This window comes from Actinomyces sp. oral taxon 169, assembly GCF_013394715.1.
Taxonomy (GTDB): Bacteria; Actinomycetota; Actinomycetes; order Actinomycetales; family Actinomycetaceae; genus Actinomyces.
The window spans coordinates 844,607-863,302 of the sequence record NZ_CP058259.1 but is presented as its reverse complement, the minus strand read 5'-3'; the positions used below and the strand labels follow the sequence as shown (position 1 = coordinate 863,302).

The window sequence follows — 18,696 nt, the reverse complement described above, 5'->3', positions numbered from 1 at the left end:
GCGCACTGGTGGGCGATCCGTGGCCCAGGCGGGCGACCCCGGAGTCGTGTTCGTGCCGCTCCCCGGTGGTGATCCACCCGGCGCCAGTCGCGACGGGAACACCCTACCGTGCCGGAGCACAGCCGTGCCGTCCCCTAGCGCACAGCGCAGCCCAGCGCCGGGGCGCAGTCGCGCCACACCGACCACGCGGCACCACCCGGCGCCGTCATGTGTCACCGGGTGGTGCGGCTTACATAGAGGCAGCGGGCGCTCAGCCCTCCGGGTCCTCCTGCCCGAACCAGTCTCCCAGGCCGTCGTCGGCGCCGATCCAGGCCAGGGCCTGGGCCATCTCCTCGGGGCGCAGGAGGATCCGGGAGAAGGCGCGGCGCACCTGCTCGCGCATCTCCTCGTCCCCGACGCCGGTGACCACGAGGTGGCAGCGGGGCTCGCCGGCCACGTCGTCATCGGCATCGGAGGGGGCGGCCGGGACCTCCGCCCAGGTACCGGCGTCACCGACGCTCACGGCACCTCCGGCGACCTCCCAGGTACAGACCCGGCCGGGACGGCTGGGCAGCCAGAAGCAGCCGCGAGCGCACAGGCCCTGACCGGCGAGCTCAACGACGAGGGAGCGCAGACGCTCGGGGTGGAAGGGCAGGGAGGCGCTGAGGTCGAGGGTCCACACGCCGTGCTCATCGGGGCCGCCCCAGGCGCTGGTGGTGGCGGGGTGGATGCGGCTCAAGGAGGCGGCGACGTCGTGGGTGAGGGTGGTGAGGGTCTCCAGGAGGGGTGCGTCGAGTCCCGGGAGCATGAGGGCGTCGTGGGGGCGCAGGTGCTCGATGAGGTCTGCCCCGGCCGGGTCCTCGTCGCGCCCCAGGGCCAGGACGAGGTCGGCGTATCCGAGGTTGGTCAGGTGAACGGCGCCCGTGCAGCGGGAGTCACCGGGGAAGGCGCTCAGCTGGCGGTGCTCGAGGAGCTCGTCCAGGGCGGTGGTGGCGTCCAGGACGTGGGCGGCCCCGGCCAGTCTCACGCCGGTGCCGGCGAGCTCCTCGGCCATGCCGGGCAGGAGGTGGGCGAGCTCGATGGCCGCCGGCAGGAGGATGACGGTGGTGCCGCGCGAGTCCTGGGCGGCACGGTCCTGGGCGACGGCGGCCAGGACCTCCCGCAGGGAACAGGTGGGGCAGGTGGAGGGCATGGGGACGTCGAGCCTGACCGGCTCGTCGTCGAAGCCCTCGGCCGAGCTGTGGCTGACGAGCCGGACCAGGTCGTCGTCGGCGTCCGCGCTCCCAGCCTCGTCGTCGGCGCCGAAGTGGAGCCCGGCGCGGATGACGACGGCGTCCTGACCGGCCAGGGCGAGGTCGACCAGGTCCAGCAGGGCGGGGTCGACGGCGCCGATGACGGCCAGGGTGTGCCGGCCGTCGGCCGGGGAGCCGGGGATGTCAGCGAGGTTGCCGGCAAAGTCATCCGAGGGATCACTCACGAGGTCCTCCAGCAGAGTTGACGAAACTGAGAATCATTCTTATATCATGCTCGTCATGACCACCTACTGCCAAGTCACGGGGGCCCGGCCTGTCTTCGGCCGGTCCGTCTCCCACTCCCACAAGCGCACGCCCCGGCGCTGGGACCCTAACCTGCAGCGCAAGCGCTACTGGGTGCCGTCCCTGGGGCGCACCGTGCGCCTGACGGTGTCCGCCAAGGGCATCCGCACCATCGACAAGCTGGGCATCGACGTCGTCGTGGCTCAGATGCTCGCCCGAGGGGAGAAGCTGTCATGAGCGGAGCCAAGGGCAAGGACCTGCGGCCGATCATCAAGATGGTCTCCACCGCAGGGACGGGCCACACCTACGTGACCCGCAAGAACCGCCGCAACACCCCCGACCGGCTAGTGCTGCGCAAGTTCGATCCGGTGGTGCGCCGGCACGTGGAGTACAAGGAGTCGCGCTGATGGCCAAGAAGTCCAAGATCGCCGCCGAGCTGCGGCGCCAGCAGGTGGTGGAGCGCTACGCCGAGCGCCGTGCCGAGCTCAAGCGGGCCTCGGTCAACCCTCACCTGAGCCAGGAGGAGCGCGATGAGGCGATGGCGGCGCTGCACGCGCTGCCGCGAGACGCCTCCCCCACTCGTCTGCGTCGGCGTGACGTGGTGGACGGTCGCCCGCGCGGACACCTGCGCGTCACCGGCACCTCCCGAGTGCGCTTCCGCGAGATGGCGCTGCGCGGCGAGCTGCCGGGCATCGTCAAGTCCTCCTGGTAGGCGAGTGCGGGCGGGGTGGGTCTGCGGGCCCGCACCCGCCGGGGCCCACGGCGCAGCACGCTCGCAGCCGCTCCCCTCTCAGCACCGCTGCCGGTACTCGTTCACCACGTCAGTTCTCATATTCACCCCTTCCAAGGAGCTCGTATGCGCCCTGGGATCCACCCCAGCTACCAGCCCATTGTCTTTCGCGACAAGTCCGCAGGCTTCGCCTTCCTGACCCGTTCGACCCTGACGTCGTCGGAGACCATCGAGTGGGAGGACGGCAACACCTACCCGGTCTACGACGTCGAGGTCTCCAGTGCCTCGCACCCGTTCTGGACCGGCCAGGGCAAGATCCTGGACACGGCCGGCCGGGTGGAGAAGTTCGAGCGCCGCTACGGCAAGCGCAAGCGGTAGTCGCTCAGGCGGGGCGCACCGCCCCTCGTTTCAATTTCTCACCGCCCTCACTGGACACGAAGAAGGAAAGGAGCCGACATGAAGGTTCGTGCCTCGATCCGGTCCCTGGCCAAGCAGCCGGGGTCCAAGGTGGTCCGACGCCGCGGCCACACCTACGTCATCAACAAGAAGAACCCCCGCCTCAAGGCCCGTCAGGGCTGAGGGTCACCACCGCCCACGCAGGGCCGGGATGCGTCTCAGCACGCATCCCGGCCCTTCTTTTCCTCAGTATCGACATCAGTCGCCGACGATTGATAGCACGTCAACCATATTCAGTTCTCTCCCACCATGACGCGGAAAACCAAGGGGGTCAGGAGCACCCTGATCCTTGCCGCTCAACAGTCGGAAATATTTCTGCAACATGTCAGGCATTGCCTATAGGCGTCCGTCGTGCGCGGACAAGCTCGCGCCTATGCGCCCGCTCCGGATCCATCTCTGGGAGAGCCCCCATGCACCTCACCCCTCGTGAGCAGGAGAAGCTACTCATCGTCGTCGCCGCAGACCTGGCACGAAGACGCAAGGACAGGGGTATCCGGCTCAATCATCCTGAGGCAGTCGCCTACATCACCGCGGAGATCCTCGAGGGGGCCCGCGAAGGGCGCACGGTCACGGATCTCATGGCCTACGGCACCACCCTGCTGACCTACGACGACGTCATGGAGGGAGTCCCCGAGATGATCCGCGCGGTCCAGGTGGAGGCGACCTTCCCCGACGGAACCAAGCTCGTCTCCGTTCACGACCCGATTCGCAGGAGCCTGCCATGATCCCCGGCGAGTACCGACTCGTGAACGACACCATCACCATCAACGAGGGCCGCCCCACCCTCCGTCTCAACGTCCTCAACACCGGGGACCGTCCCATTCAGGTCGGTTCGCACTTCCACTTCGCCGAGGTCAACCCCGCGCTGTCCTTCGACCGGCGGGCCGCTCGTGGCTTCCGCCTCGACATTCCGGCCGGAACCGCGGTTCGCTTCGAGCCGGGCGACTCCCGACCAGTCCACCTGGTGGCGCTGGCGGGAGCTCGACGGGTCTTCGGTCTGGCAGGCGAGACGAACGGCCCGGTCGAGGGCTGAGAGCACAGGAGCACATCATGAGCAAGGAACTCAGCCGCCGGGAGCATGCCGCCTTGTACGGCCCCACCACCGGGGACGCCGTCCGCCTGGCCGACACCGACCTGTTCGCCCAGATCGAGCGGGACCTGACCCACCGTGGCGACGAGGCCGTCTTCGGAGGCGGCAAAGTCATCCGCGACGGTATGGGCCACAACGGCCAGCGCACGCGGGACGAGGGCATCCCCGACACCGTCATCACCAACGCGATCATCATCGACTACACCGGCATCTACAAGGCCGACGTCGCCATCCGCGACGGCGTCATCAGCGCTATCGGCGCCGCGGGCAACCCGGACATCATGGACGACGTCGACATCGTCATCGGCGCCTCCACGGAGGTGATCGCCGGCGAGCACCGCATCCTGACGGCCGGGGGCATCGACTCCCACATTCACTTCATCTCCCCCACCCAGGTCGCCACCGCCCTGGCCTCGGGGGTGACCACCATGATCGGAGGAGGGACGGGACCGGCCGACGGCACCAACGCCACCACGATCACTCCCGGGGCCTGGCACCTGGCCCGCATGCTTCAGGCCGTCGAGGACTTCCCCATGAATATCGGCCTGCTGGGCAAGGGACACGCCTCGACCCGGGAGCCTCTGGCCGAGCAGCTGCGTGCCGGCGCGGTCGGCTTCAAGATCCATGAGGACTGGGGCGCCACGCACGCCGTCATCAACGAGGCCCTCAAGGTCGCCGACGAGTTCGACGTGCAGGTCGCCATCCACACCGACACGCTCAACGAGTGCGGCTTCGTCGAGGACACCCGCCGCGCGATCGGCGGGAGGGTCATCCACACCTTCCACACCGAGGGCGCCGGCGGCGGTCACGCCCCCGACATCATCACCCTGGCGCAGGACCCCAACATCCTGCCGTCCTCGACCAACCCGACGCTGCCCTTCACGCGCAACACCGCTGAGGAGCATCTCGACATGCTCATGGTGTGCCACCACCTCAACCCCGCCATCCCGGAGGACGTCGCCTTCGCCGACTCGCGCATCCGTCCGGAGACGATCGCGGCCGAGGACGTGTTGCACGACCTGGGCGTGTTCTCGATGACGTCGTCGGACTCCCAGGCCATGGGGCGCGTCGGCGAGGTCGTCATCCGCACCTGGCAGGTGGCCGACCAGATGAAGAAGGCTCGCGGCAGGCTCGCCGGGGACCCGGAGGGCGGCGACAACCTGCGCATCAAGCGCTACGTGTCGAAGTACACCATCAACCCGGCCCGCACCAACGGGATCGCCGAGGTCGTGGGCAGCGTGGAGGAGGGCAAGTGGGCCGACCTGGTGCTGTGGGACCCCGCCTTCTTCGGGGTCAAGCCGTCCCTGATCCTCAAGGGCGGCCAGATCGCCTCGGCGGTCATGGGCGACGCCAACGCCTCGATCCCCACCCCCGAGCCCACGCTCATGCGCACCATGTTCGGCGGCTACGGGGCGGCGCCGGCGTCGAACTCGATCACCTTCATGTCCCAGGCGGCCATCGATGCGGGAGTGCCCCAGAGCCTGGGGCTGCGCAAGAGGATCTGCCCGGCCCGCGGGGTCAGGCGGCTGACGAAGGCGGACATGGCCTTCAACGACGCCACTCCGGCGCTCACAGTCGATCCCGAGACCTACGAGGTCACCGTCGACGGCGAGAAGGTCACCTGCGAGCCCGCCCACGTCCTGGCCATGGCCCAGCGCTACTTCCTCTTCTGAACCCTCACCCCTGGAGCCTTCATGATTATCGAGTCCATCTCAGGCAATATCCACGACCTGCCCGGCGAGGAGCTGGAGGGCATGCACGTGGAGAACGTGGTCCTCCCCCTGGCCGACCTCACGAAACGCATCCAACGAGTGCGCTCCGACCACGGCACCGAGCTCGGCATCCGGCTCGCGCCGGGCGCACCGGACCTGCGCGAGGGCGACATCCTGCTTCGCAACGAGCGCGGGATCGTCGTCGTGCGCCTGGAGCCCACCGACGTCCTGGTCATCGCGCCCGCCACGGTGCGCGAGATGGGGGTCGTCGCCCACAACCTGGGCAACCGGCACCTGCCCGCCCAGTTCTTCGGGCCGGAGGAGCCCTTCCCGGGCCTTGAGGGGCATGACGGCGTCATGGTCATCCAGTACGACCACACCGCCGAGCACTACCTGGAGCACCTGGGTGTGCGTCACGCGCGGATGGAGCGGTCCCTGCCCGTCCCCTTCCGTCATGCCGAGCACACTCACTGACACTCCCGCCCCACAGTGGGGCGAGCCCGCCGGCTGGCAGCTGCCGCTGGCCCAGCTGTGCGACTCCGCGCTGCCCACGGGTGCCTTCTCCCACTCCTTCGGGCTGGAGACCTACATCTGCGAGGGCGTCGTGGACGGTGAGGCCTCCTTCGTGTCCTGGCTGCGCGCGCTCGTGTCCACCCAGCTGACCTTCTCCGAGGGGCTGGGGCTGCGGCTGGCCTTCGAGGCGGTGGCGGCCGATGACTGGGAGGCGATCGCGCACCTCGACGCGCTCCTCGTGGCTCAGGCGGTGCCGATCCAGGTGCGCCGGGCCGGGGTGACGATGGGGCGGAGGATGCTCACCATCGCCCGCCTGGCCCTGGAGGGCACCGACGGCGGCAGGCTGCTGAGCCGATACGCGGCGCTCGTGGACACCGGGGGCAGCGGGAACGCCGGGGGCACCGGAGGCACCAAGGGCAGCGGGGGCTGCCGTTCCCACCCCGCCATCGTGCTGGCGATCGCCGGCTACGCGCTGGAGGCGCCGGCGGCGGCGGTCGCGGCGGCCTACCTCCAGTCCAGCGTCATCTCACTGACGCAGAACGCCGTTCGGGCCATCCCCCTGGGGCAGGACGCCGGTCAGCGCGCCATCGCCTCGGTGCGCGGCGACGTCCGCGCCGCGGTCAGGCGGATCGGGGGCCTTGACGAGATGGATCTGGGGGCAGCCGCGCCCGGGATCGAGATCAGCCAGATGCGGCACGAGCGCCAGCGGGCCCGCATGTTCATGTCCTGAAAGACCTTCCTGAAGAGCTAGTGAGGAGATTCTCATGTCAGCAGCAACCAGCCAGCAGCACGCGGACGCGCCCGAGCAGCCAGCGGGCCGTTCCCACCCCGGCCCGGTCCGGATCGGGGTGGGCGGCCCGGTGGGGGCTGGCAAGACCCAGCTCATCGAGCGCATCACCCGGGCCATGAGCCGGGAGGTCTCCATGGCCGCCGTCACCAACGACATCTACACGATCGAGGACGCCAAGATCCTCGCTGCGCAGGGGGTCCTGCCGGTGGACCGCATCGTCGGGCTGGAGACCGGGGGCTGCCCGCACACGGCCATCCGTGAGGACACCTCCATGAACGAGGCGGCGATCGCCGAGCTGGTGGAGCGCCACCCGGACCTGGAGGTGGTGTTCGTGGAGTCGGGAGGCGACAACCTCTCGGCCACCTTCTCCCCCGAGCTGGTCGACTTCTCCATCTACGTCATCGACGTCGCCCAGGGCGAGAAGATTCCTCGCAAGGCCGGTCAGGGGATGATTAAGTCCGACCTGTTCGTCATCAACAAGACGGACCTGGCCCCTCATGTCGGCGCCGACCTGGCGGTCATGGAGGCCGACTCCAAGGTGTTCCGGGGTGACAAGCCCTTCTGCTTCACCAACCTCAAGACCGACGAGGGCCTGGAGCAGGTCATCGAGTGGATCCACCATGACGTGCTCATGACGGACCTGGAGTCGTGAGCACCACCGGCGAGCTGCACCTGCGGATCGCCCGGGGCGGGGACCGGAGCGTCGCCGTCGAGCAGTACCACCGGGGAGCACTGAGGGTTTTCCGCCCGCTGTACCTCGATGAGAGCGGGCAGGTGACCTACTACGTGGTCAATCCCGGAGGCGGGTACCTGGACGGCGACTCCTATCTCACCGAGGTCGAGGTCCTCCAGGGGGCCTCGGCGGTGCTGACGACCCAGGCGGCCACGAAGATCTACCGCACCCCCACCTGCCCGGTCCGCCAGGACACCCGGGTGAGCCTGGGGCCCCGGGCCGTGCTGGAGCTCGTTCCCGACCAGGTCATCGCCTACCGGGAGTCCTCCTACCGGCAGACCACCCTGGTTGAGATGGACCCGACGGCGACCTTCATGTCCCTGGAGGTCCTCACCCCCGGCTGGGCCCCGGACGGTTCGGCCTTCGGCTACGACTGTGTGCGGATGCGCACTGACATCCGTGTCGGTGGGCGGTGCGCCGTCGTCGACAACCTGCGCCTGGTCCCCGGTGAGGCCGGGCTGGCGGGGCTAGGAGGCCTGGAGGGGCACAGCCACCTGGCCTCCTTCACGGTGCTCGACGCCCGGGTCGATGACGCCCTCGTCAATGAGGTGGCCCAGATGCTGGAGGTCGACGGCGTGCGCGGGGCAGTGACGCGGGTGCAGGGACCCGGCTTCATCGCCCGGGCGCTGGGCGATGACACGACCCGTCTGACCGATCTCATGCTCGACATCAGCGAGCTTCTGCGCAGCCGGTGGTTCTGCGCGCCGAGGCTCAACCTGCGCAAGTACTAGCAACAGCCCGCTCGCCTGGGCGGCGGGCACCTCCCGATGCTTCTATCGATCGGAGCCCCTCATGCCTGAGTCATCTGTTCATCAGTCCCACCGCCCGGCTGACAAACCGGGCGCCTCGGCCGTCCCGTCGATCGTCTCGTCCGGCGTGGGCGCACTGGGGCGCGGGGTGGGGCAGATCTTCCTCCAGCCCCGGGCGCTCACCGGACTGCTCATCGTGGCCGGCATCGCCGTCTACTCACCGCTCATGGCCTTTCAGGTGGTCCTCGGGACGACGGTGTCGACGGTGGCGGCCAGGCTGCTGGATCTACGTGTGCGTGACGGTCTCCAGGGCTACAACGGAGCGTTGGTGGGAGCGGCGGCCTGGGCCGCTATGGGGGTTTTCTGGCCGGCGACGCTGGTCACCGTGGTCGGTGCGGCGGCCTGCCCCGCGGTCCACCGCGCGCTGGAGCGCGCACTCGCCCCGGTCGGGCTCCCGGCGCTCACGGCTCCTTTCTGCATCGTCTCCGGCCTGCTGACCGCTCTGCTCAGGGCGATCGATGCGCCGATGGTGCCGGATCCGGCGCCGGTCAGTGGGGCGACGGCCTGGCTGGTCCCGGAGGCGGTGCTGACGGGAGAGTCCCAGGTGGTGCTCGTCGATTCCTGGGTCGGCGGGGCGCTGATCCTGGCTGGGCTGTTCATCGCCGGGTGGAGAGTCGGGGCGGCGGCGCTGCTGGGCAGCGTCGTCGGGACGGCAGCAACGCTGGCGCTCGTTCCCGCCGGCCAGGCGGCGCACGGACTGGGCGGATACTCGCCGTGCCTGACGGCGATCGCGATCGGCGTCGTCCTCCTGCCTCCCGGGAGGCGGGCCTGGGTGCTGGCGGTGGTGGGATCGGTGCTGACCGTCGTCGTGGACCGGGTGTTCACGGAGATCCCGGTGCCGACCTACACCTGGCCCTTCATCGTGACCACCTGGCTGATGCTCGCCGTCGTCAAGTGGCGCGAGCGCCGACTAGGCTGAGGCCATGGCTCATTCCACGGTGCACACCGACTCCGCCGCCCACCTGGTCCTGTCCCTGTCCTGCCCCGACCGCCCGGGGATCGTCCACGCGGTCACCGGTACGCTGGCGCGCCGCGGCGGGAACATCACCGAGTCCAAGCAGTTCGGGGACTCCTCCACCGGGCTGTTCTTCATGCGGGTCCAGGTGCTCACCACCGTGCCGCGCGTGGAGCTGGAGAAGGACCTGGCCGAGCTGGCCGGCGAGTATGAGATGGAGTGGAGCCTCGACGAGGTGGGGCGCGCGATGCGCACCCTCATCATGGTCTCCAAGGAGGGGCACTGCCTGACCGACCTGCTCTTCCGAGCCCGCAGTCAGGGGCTGCCGGTCGACGTCGTCGGCGTGGTGGGCAACCACGAGACGCTGCGGGACGTCGCCGAGTTCTACGGGGTGCCCTTCCACCACATCCCGGTCACCAAGGACACCAAGGAGGCCGCCGAGGCCGAGCTGCTGGGGCTGGTGGACTCCCTCGACGTCGAGCTGGTGGTGCTGGCCCGCTACATGCAGATCCTCTCCCCCGCCCTGTGCGAGCGGCTGCACGGGGGCGTCATCAACATTCACCACTCGTTCCTGCCGTCATTCAAGGGGGCGCGTCCTTACGCTCAGGCGCACGAGCGCGGGGTCAAGCTCATCGGGGCGACGGCGCACTACGTGACGGCGGACCTCGATGAGGGGCCGATCATCGAGCAGGACGTGACGCGGGCCGGGCACGAGGACTCGGTGTCCATGCTGCAGGCCAAGGGGCAGGACGTCGAGCGCCGGGTGCTGGCGCAGGCGGTGCGCTGGCACACCGAGCATCGGGTGCTGCTCAACGGACACCGCACCGTCGTCTTCGCCTGAGCGCACCACCGACCCGCTGCCGTCCGGATAAGAGCCGGACAGCAACGTGGACGACTCGAGCGGCAAGTCGACGTCATGCAAGCGGATCTGGTGCAGATTCTGAGGATGTCGCGCTCAGCGGTGTGGGGTGCGTGGTGTTTCTCGGGCCGGGGGATTCTTCTTCCCCGGACTCGACATGTTGACGCCTCCTCGTCGTAGCCACAGGACACCGGTCACCAGCACCATTAGCATGATGAACAGCCCGATCGCGAAACTGGTCACCATCCCCCAGTCGGTGGCACGGTGCACGACGTCGGCAAGAAGGCTGCGCCCGGCACCGGGAGCACTAGCCGTCGTACGCAGTCCCTGTCCTGAGCGCACGCTGCTGACAAGCTCCTGCGCACCCACCGGCCACTGATGACGCACCACGTGCTCGCTCGCACCACCGAACCCCACACCGGAGACAGCCACGCCGAGCACCACGCCGATCTGCCTCATCGCAGCGGATAGCCCAGAGGCCGCACCTGCCTCATCACCCTCGAAGGAGGCAACCGCCAGCTCGTTGACCACGGTCCCGGCAGCGCCAACCGCGATGCCTGCCAGGATCAGGCCCGGCAGGAGCACCACCCAGGTCGATGAGCCGTACAACAGCACCCATGACATCAGCGCCGCGCACCCGATGACAAGGATCCCCAGCAGCCTGGCCGACGGCGCCCAGCGCCCACTACCGCCACGAAACAGCCACGCCCCCGCGATGGCACAGAGACTGAACGGGAGGAAGCAGAGTCCGGCCTGCAGGGGTGAAAACAGGTAGATATTCTGCGCATACAGCGACAGCCAGGGCATCTGCCCCACCAGACCGGCCTGGACGGCAAAGCCGGTCAGGATACTCACCGCATAGAGCCGGTCAGTCAGCAGGCGTCCCGGAACCATAGGTGAGTCCGAGCGCCGCTCGACGGCCATGAACAGCCCCATCGCGGCCAGTCCGACGGCGACGGCACCAAGCGTGCGTGCACTAGTCCACCCCCAGGCGGCCCCCTCCAGTAGGACGACCGTCACACCCCCGGTGGCAACGACTGCCAGCAGCGTTCCGGGCCAATCCACTTCTGAACCTCTGCGATCCGCGCCGCCATCCTTCACGTACCACGACGCCAGCCAGGACACCACTCCCACAGGGACGTTGATCCAAAAGATGGAGCGCCACCCGGCGACTAGGACCAGGCCCCCGCCTGCCAGTGGTCCCACTGCTATAGCGACCCCTGAGATGAGCCCGTAGATCCCGGTAGCTCGTGCCCGCTCGCGTCCGGCAGCGTAGCGATCAGAGATCATCGGAACGCCGACGCCCAGGAAGATCGCCCCACCGACCGCCTGAAGAGCCCGGAAAACGTTGAGTACGAGCATCGAAGGGGCCAATGCGCACACAGCCGACCCCACCGTAAACAGGACCAGCCCCCATCGGAACAATCGCAGTCGACCCAGACTTCCACTCAAAGTCGCCGCTGACATCAGCAACGCCCCCAACGGCAGCGTGTAGGCATCCACTACCCACTGCAACTCACTCTGCGACGCACCTAGACTCTGCCCGACATCCCCCAGTGCCACCGACACCACCGTGATATCCAGGACGTTCATGAAACTCACCGTGCAGACGAGCACAAGCGCCAAAACGCGACTATCCCTTAAATCTGCTATTTCGCGACTACCGGACTCTGCTGCAGCTCCCATATCCCATCAACTCACTCGTCGTTCTCTCCAACGCCTAACCGACTGATTCGGTCCTCCAAACCTGTCCGGATAACTTTTCCAGAGACAGTCGTCGGCAAGCTGCCCGCTGGAATCACCCGCACGTCAGCAACATGCAAACCATATCTTTGCGCCACGCTACGCTCGATTCCGGACCGCAACATGCTGCCAGCCTCATCATCGCCATCCGGAGCTGGACCTGGAACATCCGCACTACCGTCAGTCTCAATCACTTCCTCCACGAAGCAACAGATAAGGTTCTCCGCATTCTGAAAAACGACCAACCTCCGCCCACGCAGGATTGGCAAATCCCTTCGCAAAGACTTCTCAATATCGTCTGGAAAATAGTTCCTGCCCCTCACAATCATCATATCTTTGATGCGCCCAGTCACATACAGTTGCCCATCTTTAACAGCGCCAACATCCCCCGTCCTCAGGAACCTCTCATGATCACCTTCGATCTCCCAACCAAATGTATTCAACGTACTAACATGATCACCCCAATAGCCCCGAGAGACATTATCCCCCGCTACGCAGATCTCGCCAATACCTCCCTCGTCTAACGCCACACCCTGCCCACCTTTCTCAAATCGGGCGATTCGCACCGTTGAGCCAGCTTCAACAGCCCCTGAGGAAACGACCTCAGTACCCCCTTCACTGGCCGCCTCCACCAACTCGCCCTCAGCTAATTTATCACAATCAACCGCAATTTTGCGGACGCCAGCACCCACCGGGCCGCCGGTGACAAACAATGTGGCCTCAGCCAAACCATAACAAGGGAACAGAGCCGTCTGCCGTAACCCGGAGCGAGCGAAACGCGCCCCAAAGGTTTCCAATGTCATCGAGTCAATCGGTTCAGCACCACACAGCACCACTCGAAGATGAGATAGATCAAGACTTACCGCCAACTGCTCACTACACCGAGCCGCCGCAATGCCGTAAGCAAAATTAGGTGCGATCGAGTGCGTTGCCCGTCTCTCCGACATCCATTTCATCCACCTCTCCGGATGCTTCGCGAAGTCATCGGGACTCATACCGTAAATGAGACAACCGCTATATATTGCGATCATCATACCTGCAACGAGTCCCATATCGTGTTCCATTGGAAGCCAACTCACGCCAACCGCATCCGAAAATAGTTCAGCATACTGCCGAACTGCCCTCATGTTAGCCACGAGATTACGATTGGAGATCTCGATCGCCTTCGGGCTACCAGTAGTACCGGATGAGTACTGTAAATACGCAACACTATCCAGATCATTCGGAACATACCTCTCATTTGAAGCACTTCCGTTAACTAGCTCCTCGGCGGCAACTACCTTGCAGTCAGCACTCAAGCCACGCTCCTGCAAAAGTCTCAGCGCTAGCCCCTTATCACACTCTGAAACTACCAAAATTTTCGGAAGACAGTGCAACAGAATCGCGACGAAACGCTCCGAAACCGAGTACCCTGAAGCCTCTATAATAGGAGGCAAGGGAACAACAACCCGGCCAGCTAACAGACAACCTGCGAACACTCGTTGAAACCACAGCGACCGCCTCACTGCCACAGCGACGGTTCCACTATCTGAAATGGCCCCGAGCGTCGCCGAAACAGTTCGAGCCTTTTCATAGAGCCCACGAAATGTCTCAGAATCCTCAACTTCTCCAAATGCAGACAACCAGCGAAAGACATCTCTATCACCTTCGGTTTGCGCACGCCATCGTAGCACTCCCATCAAACCATTAACGCTAGCCTCGACTTCCGACACGACTATACCTCCATTCGAGAACATGACAACAAGTCGTCCTCCACACTCTTCCTTTTACGTCAGTTCCGAAAACCCTTGACAAGTAAGTTTATCCAATACCGTCCTCCAAGGCGTCGAGACCACCGACAAGTCCAAGTCTCCAGGCACAAAAGCAATCTGACAGCCTTCGTACGCACGCCAGCAACCGTACGCTGCCGGGAATGATCCTTTCTCTCCTGCGACCCTAAAACTCATACCGCTCAACCAGGACACATCCACAGTCCTTGGATCGACTTTCAGACCCACACCTATCCACTTCAAATACGACTCTTTTGCCGCCCACACCCGCCCCAGCCATTCTGCCCTCCTGTTGTGCTGCAATGCAGACCAGACGCCGAGTTCCCGGTCAGTCAGAACTCGCCGAGCAAATCCCTGACCTTCGGGCACCTCCGCCACCTCCACGACGTCTACTCCGATTGGCACAGCCGGCGCCATAGCCAGTACCGACACCTGACGTGAATGCGAGATGTTGAACTCCACGCACACCCCGGTGGGATAGGTCACGACCGGTTTGCCATATTCACCTTGGCCAATTTCGATCTGATCAACAGGTACATGCGCATAGGTGGAGACGAGTGCTCGCAGTAGTGAACGGCAGGCCACATAGGCTGCCCGGGCACGGACGGACCGCAGACGCATCGCTTGGTCTACCTCAACCGCGCTAAGAGCATAGAGTCCAAGCCATTCGACATTTGTGAAACCTGACGGCCTTACGATATAAAGACCACCATATTCACTCACGGGCTTACACCTTTCACGCACCAGTCCATGATCAAATGAACAATCCTATTGAACGTCGAGTAGAACGTCTCAGCTCCGTAGTTCCTGAAATAGAAGTGCCCACCCGCCAACGTTACGAGTTCGAAGTAGCCAGCCGTATAGTTGCGCCACGCTTGGCACGCCTCAGGCGTAGCAATCATATCCTCACGGCCTGTCAAGCAGAACATCGGGAACCTGACTGGTCGCAGTTCCGGGACGTAGTCCATGTTCATCAGCAAATCCGAACGCAGGCGATCGAGTACCTCGCGCCGCCGATACTCGTTGAGGCTCGCAATCTCGTCAGCACTACCGGTACTCCTTAAGAAGTCCATTAGGTACACGTCGTCAGGTCGCTCTGGGCAGCCTCCGCACTTCCAAGGCTTCGACGAACCACCAGGGACCCGATACGGCGCCCGGCCCGAGAGGATCACGCCTGCAGGAGTCAGTCCCGCCACGGACATTTGGCACGCTGTCTCATATGCCAAGGCCGCGCCCAAACTGTGGCCCGCCATGACGATCAACGCAGAGGTGTCCGTGATGTCCACCAGCGCCGAAGTTACCTCTGCGGCAACATCCTCAACGGTCCGAACTGCCGGCTCATCACTCCGCGTCCCACGACCGGCCATCTCAACCGCAAGCACCCCAACAGCCTCACCGACCACTGAGCACAGCCGCAGGCAGGAGAGCGCGCTAGCTCCCGCCCAAGGAAAGACAACCAGATGGACAGCCTTCTCCCGGTCAAACCGAGAGTACGGAAATAGCTCACTCACAAGGAAATCGCGTACCATCACAACACCATACCGTACATCGTCGGCTTTCACTCACAATTACTCCACTCCTCAATGACCTCTACGTAGGCAGGCTTTGAGTACTGGAACCCCTCGGACAGCATCATCAACTGGGTCCGATCATCCAACGATGATGCCTCGGTAAATCCCGCGAGTCTGTACGTCACATACATTGGACGATTTCTTCCGGTATCCCTAAATCTAGCCTGCAACCGGACACCCTTCAGGGCTGCCCGCTCTGCTATCAAGCCAAGAAAAAGACTTCCGACTCCGCGCGACATCACTCTGCAGGACATGAGGAACAACATAATCGTCCACTCCGCCGCACCGACCTCGATTACAGCTATGCCAATTTGACCATATGACCCATACCGATCCTCCAACTCGGCTACCAGCACAATGTTCTCATTGGACTCAACCATGGCATGAAGGTCATCGAAGGAATACGTAACGCCCGTCGAATTCAGTTGATTCGCTCGGACGACCAGTTCCTCAGCCCGGCCAAGATCTTCGACGCGAGCGTCTCTCACAAGGAACCGCATCTTCAGTGACTCGAGAAACTCCTTTTCAGTTCCGCCAAACTCCGTTTCGTCAGCATTCCGCTTCAGCGCAGCCCTATAGAATTCCCTACGCCTCCCTGAGTCAGAAGTCAAAACCGTCGGAGCAAACTCAGCAAGGCTCGTAATTTCAGTAACCTGCTCCGCCGAATATGTTCGTACATCGGGAAACCTGTGCCGTACAGCATCGCGCTCAAATAATTGATCATCAATAAAAGCCAACGAGTCGACTCCAATATTAAGATCTCTCTGGATTCGAGCGACCATTTCCGCCTTGTCGAACCAACCTATCTGCGGAACAAGAAAGTATTCGTCAATTCCCAATTCCCTCAATCGCTGAATTGCAATATCGTACGAGTTCCTACTTGCGATCGAGTGCAGTACGCCCCGGCGATCCAGTTCGACTATCGTATCCAACACCCCTGAACACAGAACATGACCACCTCCTTCCGATAAGGTACCTTCCCATAGTGTCTCGTCTAGGTCCCATATGAGACACTTCACCTTATTGTTCGCTGTTGTACTCATATTGATGACTTGTTGCTCCTCCGACAGTTATGTCTGTACTATCTCACTCCACCAACTTGCCGTAAGGCGTCACGTGTAGCTTCTGCGATAATGCCATGCTGGATCTGCGTACTGCCCTCAATTATCTCCATCACCTTTGCATCCCGAAGCAATCTTTCTACAGGATATCTAGTCGTCAATCCAGCAGCGCCATGCAATTGCACCGCATCGTTCGCCGCCTGCACTGCAGAAGTAGCCGCAAACTGCTTGGCTATGCACGTCTTGAGCAGAGTCGAAGAAAGTCCAAGCTCTTTAGACAGTGCGGCTTCAGCTACAAGAGCTCGACCGGCAGAAGCCGCAACAGACATTTTTGAGATAAGTTCCTGAATCAACTGGAAATCACCGATCTGGCGTCCATCCTTAGAGCAGGGCCACGCGTAGTCTACCGAACAGTCAAGACAAGCTTGCACTATGCCAACCGATCCCGCAGCAACGCTCAAACGACCGTAATCAAGAATACCGGTGGCTATCGCCAGCCCCATCCCCTCTCCACCTATGATCGCGTCATCGCCAACAGTCACATCCTCAAAATGGATGTCGGCCATCATACTTCCCCGCGCACCAATTACGTCGCACAAGGCCTCGCGACGTACGCCCGTAGAGTGGCAGTCCACCAAGAACACAGTTGGGCCCCCATCCGCGACAGCTAGGACTAGCGCACTGTCAAGAACCTGTCCTCCTGTGACCCAGCGTTTGATCCCGCAAAGCTCATAGCGGCCGCTCGCTGTACGGCTAGCAGTAGCCTTCACACCAGCGAGGTCGCTGCCAATTCCCATTTCCGAGAATGCCAGCCCGCCCAGACGCGTCCCCTTGAGTAGGTCGTGCAACCTGTTGTCTCCTACAGGTAGACGACCCCATCGACACACTGCCTGAAGAAGCATGCAGTGCACCGTAAGAAAACTCCTGACGGCAGCAGATCCACGTCCCACCTCCTCGTGTACTATCGCCATGTCCCTCAAGGAACCAAATTCTTCGCCCTCCACTTCTCCGAGTCCAACGGAGAACCCACCGATAGAGCCAATTTCGGCAAGCAAAGACCTGGGAGTGATCCCATGTTGATCAATCGACGCGGCCTGGGGCAGGAGCCGCTCATTGACCCATGCACACCACCTATCTCTGACCTCGGTCTTCTCAGAGCATTCCTTGTCTTCTCTTGCATGCAGCACACTCACCGTTCCTCGCCCTCCAAGTTACCTGCCTCGTCACGTAGTGAACAGACCAGTTGTGTGATGCTACCCAGCGTCCGGAAGCTCTTCATATCCAGCCTATTTGCAGGAATACGAAAACCCAGGATCTCTTCAATATGCATCACGATTTCCATTGCAAACATCGAGTTAATGTATCCAGATTCAAAAATATTCAGGTCGTCATCGAGGATGTCTTCAGGAATTCTGCGAGCAAGAAACGTCTTGAGCTCGTCCCGAACCTGTTCTTGTGAGTACATGTGCTACCTTCCTAATATTCAGAGGGACTCGAATATCCCATCGTCTACACGACTCAGACTAATTGTAGTTGTATGACATCAATATTGATAGAAACCCACTCCCTTCTTACGCCCGGTGTCTCCCGAGTCCACCATCATTCTGAGCAACGGGCACGCCCGGTACTTCGGATCGCCGTACTCCTTGTAGAGCTCGTCGATGCTTGCGAGAATGACGTCAATTCCAATTAAATCGGCTGTTTCGAGCGGTCCCGACGCGTGCCCAAAACACGACCTGAAGATGTCGTCTATATGCTCAGCCTGAGCCACTCCTTCGTGCACCAGAAAGGCTGCCTCGTTGATCGTCATCATCAGTACTCGGTTCGTGACAAAGCCGGCGGAATCGTTCACTCCGATCGGACGTATACCTGTCCGCTTCAGCAGGCCTAGCGTCTGCTCTACGGCACGCTCTCCTGTCTGGCGCCCGCGGATGAGCTCGACAGTGTCTTTCTTCGGGACAGGATTCATGAAATGAATACCTATAGTATTCTCAGGACAGGACCGCACCCCAGCAAGCCTTGTAATCGGTATACATGAGGTGTTTGCAGCCACGACCATCTGGCTCCCGCACACGTCATCGATGGTAGAATACACATCCCTTTTGACCGAAAAATCCTCGGTAACATTCTCGATAACATAATCCACCCCACAAAGGTCCGCCATTTGGTCAGAGTATGTCACCAATTCGCTAACGTTGCTAGACGGGGTGTACGCAAGCCCGAGCAAAGGCGATGTCCTTTCAAACGTCTCTACGTTGCGCCTGGCACTATCTAGCTGTTCAGGATCTGTGTCAATAAGCGTGACGGTTAAACCATGTCCGGCGAAGCGCTCCGCCAGCCCCGTCCCCATAGTACCAGCACCAATGACGCCAACTCTCAACTCATTCACTT

General features: G+C 63.1%; 23 protein-coding genes and 1 riboswitch. Of the genes, 14 read left to right on the top strand and 9 right to left on the bottom strand.

What is annotated here, in order from left to right; genetic code table 11:
* Positions 1–15 precede the first annotated feature (15 nt).
* A riboswitch (ZMP/ZTP riboswitch) is annotated at positions 16–101 on the bottom strand.
* A gap of 149 nt (positions 102–250) precedes the next feature.
* Positions 251–1,456 carry a GTP-binding protein gene (locus HW274_RS03695; protein WP_185989209.1) on the bottom strand — a complete coding sequence of 402 codons (1,206 nt, stop codon included), beginning with the start codon at positions 1,454–1,456 and terminating at the stop codon, positions 251–253.
* Positions 1,457–1,511: 55 nt separating this feature from the next.
* On the opposite strand from HW274_RS03695, the gene rpmB reads away from it, so the two are divergent.
* The 14 genes from rpmB to purU all read left to right on the top strand — a co-directional run bounded on the left by rpmB (position 1,512) and on the right by purU (position 10,143).
* Entirely contained in the window at positions 1,512–1,751 is a 240-nt protein-coding gene (rpmB, locus tag HW274_RS03690; protein ID WP_003789593.1) for a 50S ribosomal protein L28, read from the top strand.
* Positions 1,748–1,921 (top strand): 50S ribosomal protein L33, encoded by a 174-nt coding sequence (rpmG, locus tag HW274_RS03685; protein WP_003789591.1) that lies wholly within the window; start codon positions 1,748–1,750, stop codon positions 1,919–1,921. The genes rpmB and rpmG overlap by 4 nt, the downstream gene beginning before the upstream one ends.
* Positions 1,921–2,226: a 30S ribosomal protein S14 gene (gene rpsN, locus HW274_RS03680; RefSeq protein WP_185989208.1), complete on the top strand. Its 306-nt coding sequence runs from the start codon at positions 1,921–1,923 to the stop codon at positions 2,224–2,226. Before rpmG ends, rpsN begins: the two co-directional genes overlap by 1 nt.
* Positions 2,227–2,370: 144 nt before the next feature.
* A complete protein-coding gene (locus HW274_RS03675; protein WP_009395619.1) occupies positions 2,371–2,622 on the top strand; it encodes a type B 50S ribosomal protein L31 in 252 nt (83 codons plus the stop codon).
* Positions 2,623–2,700: 78 nt separating this feature from the next.
* Positions 2,701–2,823 (top strand): type B 50S ribosomal protein L36, encoded by a 123-nt coding sequence (ykgO, locus tag HW274_RS03670; RefSeq protein ID WP_003782012.1) that lies wholly within the window; start codon positions 2,701–2,703, stop codon positions 2,821–2,823.
* A 287-nt stretch (positions 2,824–3,110) separates the two neighbouring features.
* Complete coding sequence (locus HW274_RS03665) at positions 3,111–3,425, top strand: urease subunit gamma (protein WP_009406366.1); 315 nt, start codon at positions 3,111–3,113, stop codon at positions 3,423–3,425.
* Positions 3,422–3,733, top strand: a complete 312-nt coding sequence (locus HW274_RS03660; RefSeq protein WP_185989207.1) for an urease subunit beta — start codon at positions 3,422–3,424, stop codon at positions 3,731–3,733. Before HW274_RS03665 ends, HW274_RS03660 begins: the two co-directional genes overlap by 4 nt.
* Before the next feature lie 17 nt (positions 3,734–3,750).
* Entirely contained in the window at positions 3,751–5,463 is a 1,713-nt protein-coding gene (gene ureC, locus HW274_RS03655; RefSeq protein ID WP_185989206.1) for an urease subunit alpha, read from the top strand.
* 21 nt (positions 5,464–5,484) lie between these two features.
* Complete coding sequence (gene ureE, locus HW274_RS03650; protein ID WP_185989205.1) at positions 5,485–5,976, top strand: urease accessory protein UreE; 492 nt, start codon at positions 5,485–5,487, stop codon at positions 5,974–5,976.
* The gene (locus tag HW274_RS03645; protein WP_185989204.1) at positions 5,957–6,745 is read left to right on the top strand and encodes an urease accessory protein UreF; all 789 of its coding nucleotides are present in this window, start codon (positions 5,957–5,959) and stop codon (positions 6,743–6,745) included. The genes ureE and HW274_RS03645 overlap by 20 nt, the downstream gene beginning before the upstream one ends.
* Before the next feature lie 34 nt (positions 6,746–6,779).
* Positions 6,780–7,457: an urease accessory protein UreG gene (gene ureG, locus HW274_RS03640; protein WP_185989203.1), complete on the top strand. Its 678-nt coding sequence runs from the start codon at positions 6,780–6,782 to the stop codon at positions 7,455–7,457.
* A complete protein-coding gene (locus tag HW274_RS03635; RefSeq protein WP_185989202.1) occupies positions 7,454–8,269 on the top strand; it encodes an urease accessory protein UreD in 816 nt (271 codons plus the stop codon). Before ureG ends, HW274_RS03635 begins: the two co-directional genes overlap by 4 nt.
* 61 nt (positions 8,270–8,330) lie before the next feature.
* Positions 8,331–9,266 (top strand): urea transporter, encoded by a 936-nt coding sequence (locus tag HW274_RS03630; RefSeq protein ID WP_185989201.1) that lies wholly within the window; start codon positions 8,331–8,333, stop codon positions 9,264–9,266.
* 4 nt (positions 9,267–9,270) lie between these two features.
* Positions 9,271–10,143 carry a formyltetrahydrofolate deformylase gene (gene purU / locus HW274_RS03625; RefSeq protein ID WP_185989200.1) on the top strand — a complete coding sequence of 291 codons (873 nt, stop codon included), beginning with the start codon at positions 9,271–9,273 and terminating at the stop codon, positions 10,141–10,143.
* A gap of 114 nt (positions 10,144–10,257) precedes the next feature.
* Here purU and HW274_RS03620 read toward each other — a convergent pair whose 3' ends face one another.
* The 8 genes from HW274_RS03620 to HW274_RS03585 all read right to left on the bottom strand — a co-directional run bounded on the left by HW274_RS03620 (position 10,258) and on the right by HW274_RS03585 (position 18,694).
* A complete protein-coding gene (locus tag HW274_RS03620; RefSeq protein WP_185989199.1) occupies positions 10,258–11,847 on the bottom strand; it encodes an MFS transporter in 1,590 nt (529 codons plus the stop codon).
* Between the two features lie 11 nt (positions 11,848–11,858).
* Positions 11,859–13,616 carry an AMP-binding protein gene (locus HW274_RS03615; protein WP_185989198.1) on the bottom strand — a complete coding sequence of 586 codons (1,758 nt, stop codon included), beginning with the start codon at positions 13,614–13,616 and terminating at the stop codon, positions 11,859–11,861.
* 54 nt (positions 13,617–13,670) lie between these two features.
* Entirely contained in the window at positions 13,671–14,396 is a 726-nt protein-coding gene (locus tag HW274_RS03610; protein WP_185989197.1) for a 4'-phosphopantetheinyl transferase superfamily protein, read from the bottom strand.
* The gene (locus HW274_RS03605) at positions 14,393–15,235 is read right to left on the bottom strand and encodes a thioesterase II family protein (protein ID WP_185989196.1); all 843 of its coding nucleotides are present in this window, start codon (positions 15,233–15,235) and stop codon (positions 14,393–14,395) included. Before HW274_RS03605 ends, HW274_RS03610 begins: the two co-directional genes overlap by 4 nt.
* On the bottom strand, positions 15,232–16,287 hold the full coding sequence (locus HW274_RS03600; protein ID WP_185989195.1) for an HAD family hydrolase: 1,056 nt from the start codon (positions 16,285–16,287) through the stop codon (positions 15,232–15,234). Before HW274_RS03600 ends, HW274_RS03605 begins: the two co-directional genes overlap by 4 nt.
* 38 nt (positions 16,288–16,325) lie before the next feature.
* On the bottom strand, positions 16,326–17,492 hold the full coding sequence (locus HW274_RS12980) for an acyl-CoA dehydrogenase family protein (protein ID WP_390882755.1): 1,167 nt from the start codon (positions 17,490–17,492) through the stop codon (positions 16,326–16,328).
* A 2-nt stretch (positions 17,493–17,494) separates the two neighbouring features.
* Positions 17,495–17,770 (bottom strand): acyl carrier protein, encoded by a 276-nt coding sequence (locus tag HW274_RS03590; protein ID WP_185989193.1) that lies wholly within the window; start codon positions 17,768–17,770, stop codon positions 17,495–17,497.
* A gap of 78 nt (positions 17,771–17,848) precedes the next feature.
* A complete protein-coding gene (locus tag HW274_RS03585; RefSeq protein WP_221935781.1) occupies positions 17,849–18,694 on the bottom strand; it encodes a 3-hydroxyacyl-CoA dehydrogenase family protein in 846 nt (281 codons plus the stop codon).
* Between the last annotated feature and the right edge of the window lie 2 nt (positions 18,695–18,696).

Coding starts and splice junctions, on each gene's coding strand:
- ykgO (WP_003782012.1), top strand. CDS start 2,701: ATGAAGGTTCGTGCCTCGATCCGGTCCCTGGCCAAGCAGCCGGGGTCC.
- HW274_RS03600 (WP_185989195.1), bottom strand. CDS start 16,287: ATGAGTACAACAGCGAACAATAAGGTGAAGTGTCTCATATGGGACCTA.
- rpmG (WP_003789591.1), top strand. CDS start 1,748: ATGAGCGGAGCCAAGGGCAAGGACCTGCGGCCGATCATCAAGATGGTC.
- HW274_RS03665 (WP_009406366.1), top strand. CDS start 3,111: ATGCACCTCACCCCTCGTGAGCAGGAGAAGCTACTCATCGTCGTCGCC.
- purU (WP_185989200.1), top strand. CDS start 9,271: ATGGCTCATTCCACGGTGCACACCGACTCCGCCGCCCACCTGGTCCTG.
- HW274_RS03630 (WP_185989201.1), top strand. CDS start 8,331: ATGCCTGAGTCATCTGTTCATCAGTCCCACCGCCCGGCTGACAAACCG.
- HW274_RS03620 (WP_185989199.1), bottom strand. CDS start 11,847: ATGGGAGCTGCAGCAGAGTCCGGTAGTCGCGAAATAGCAGATTTAAGG.
- HW274_RS03590 (WP_185989193.1), bottom strand. CDS start 17,770: ATGTACTCACAAGAACAGGTTCGGGACGAGCTCAAGACGTTTCTTGCT.
- ureE (WP_185989205.1), top strand. CDS start 5,485: ATGATTATCGAGTCCATCTCAGGCAATATCCACGACCTGCCCGGCGAG.
- HW274_RS03660 (WP_185989207.1), top strand. CDS start 3,422: ATGATCCCCGGCGAGTACCGACTCGTGAACGACACCATCACCATCAAC.
- HW274_RS03645 (WP_185989204.1), top strand. CDS start 5,957: ATGCCGAGCACACTCACTGACACTCCCGCCCCACAGTGGGGCGAGCCC.
- HW274_RS03675 (WP_009395619.1), top strand. CDS start 2,371: ATGCGCCCTGGGATCCACCCCAGCTACCAGCCCATTGTCTTTCGCGAC.
- rpsN (WP_185989208.1), top strand. CDS start 1,921: ATGGCCAAGAAGTCCAAGATCGCCGCCGAGCTGCGGCGCCAGCAGGTG.
- ureC (WP_185989206.1), top strand. CDS start 3,751: ATGAGCAAGGAACTCAGCCGCCGGGAGCATGCCGCCTTGTACGGCCCC.
- ureG (WP_185989203.1), top strand. CDS start 6,780: ATGTCAGCAGCAACCAGCCAGCAGCACGCGGACGCGCCCGAGCAGCCA.
- rpmB (WP_003789593.1), top strand. CDS start 1,512: ATGACCACCTACTGCCAAGTCACGGGGGCCCGGCCTGTCTTCGGCCGG.